This window comes from Aeromonas sp. QDB17, from assembly GCF_027705305.1.
Classification (GTDB): Bacteria; Pseudomonadota; Gammaproteobacteria; order Enterobacterales; family Aeromonadaceae; genus Aeromonas; species Aeromonas caviae.
The window spans coordinates 1-777 of record NZ_JAPDBP010000058.1; the positions used below are offsets into that span (position 1 = coordinate 1).

A 777-nucleotide genomic window follows, 5' to 3' on the forward strand; every position below is an offset into this window, starting at 1 on the left:
CGATTGGATCGGACATACTGAGTACAGTGAAACCAGAATAGAGCAATTAGATCACATCTTTAATCTGATTGGTATTAGCTAGCCACGTTCCCATCTACCGGAGAGAAGCCCATGCACACAGGCAACCTGCTTGGCCAGATCCCCTCCCCCCTGCCCAGTGAAGTGTTCGCGGATCTGGTCAGTACCAACAATGTTCGTATCGAGCGCATTCTCTCCCAGGGGCAGCAGACCCCTACCGGAGAGTGGTTCGATCAGGATGAACACGAATGGGTATTGCTGGTGCAGGGAGAGGCCATCCTGGTCTTCATCACACCGGATACCGGGGTACAGGAACGCGTCCATCTGGGGCCGGGGGATTACATCAACATCCCGGCGCACCTTCAGCACAGGGTGGAGTGGACCCATCCGACCGAGACAACCGTCTGGCTCTGCGTCTATTACTAGCAAGCTCACGGCTCAAGAAGGCAATGCTTCTGCTGCGAAGATCGAAGAGGAGACCGTGGAGACGAAAAGAAGCCCAGTCTGTCGACTGGGCTTCTTGTTAGTGGCATAACAGACGCAGAGACGGACAAAGTCCGGCTCAAGCACAAGGGACAACAGACCGGGACCAAGTTGCCAGTGGCAAGTCGCAGCCCTGGTGGTTGCCTCTTGTTTCCTGAGATCTTATCCAGACGCCAGAAAGCAAAAAGGCCTTCCCGTCAGGGAAGGCCTTTCAATTTAGTGGCGGAGCGGACGGGACTCGAACCCGCGACCCCCGGCGTGACAGGCCGGTATTCT

The 777-nt window shown here is 55.9% G+C and carries 1 protein-coding gene; it reads left to right on the top strand.

Annotated elements, in window-relative coordinates; genetic code table 11:
- The first annotated feature begins 111 nt into the window (after window positions 1–111).
- On the top strand, window positions 112–444 hold the full coding sequence (locus OKC41_RS21045; protein WP_010675945.1) for a cupin domain-containing protein: 333 nt from the start codon (window positions 112–114) through the stop codon (window positions 442–444).
- The last annotated feature ends 333 nt before the right edge of the window (window positions 445–777 follow it).

Bases quoted from the DNA above. Each gene is read 5' to 3' on its own strand.
- OKC41_RS21045 (WP_010675945.1), top strand. From the start codon at position 112: ATGCACACAGGCAACCTGCTTGGCCAGATCCCCTCCCCCCTGCCCAGT.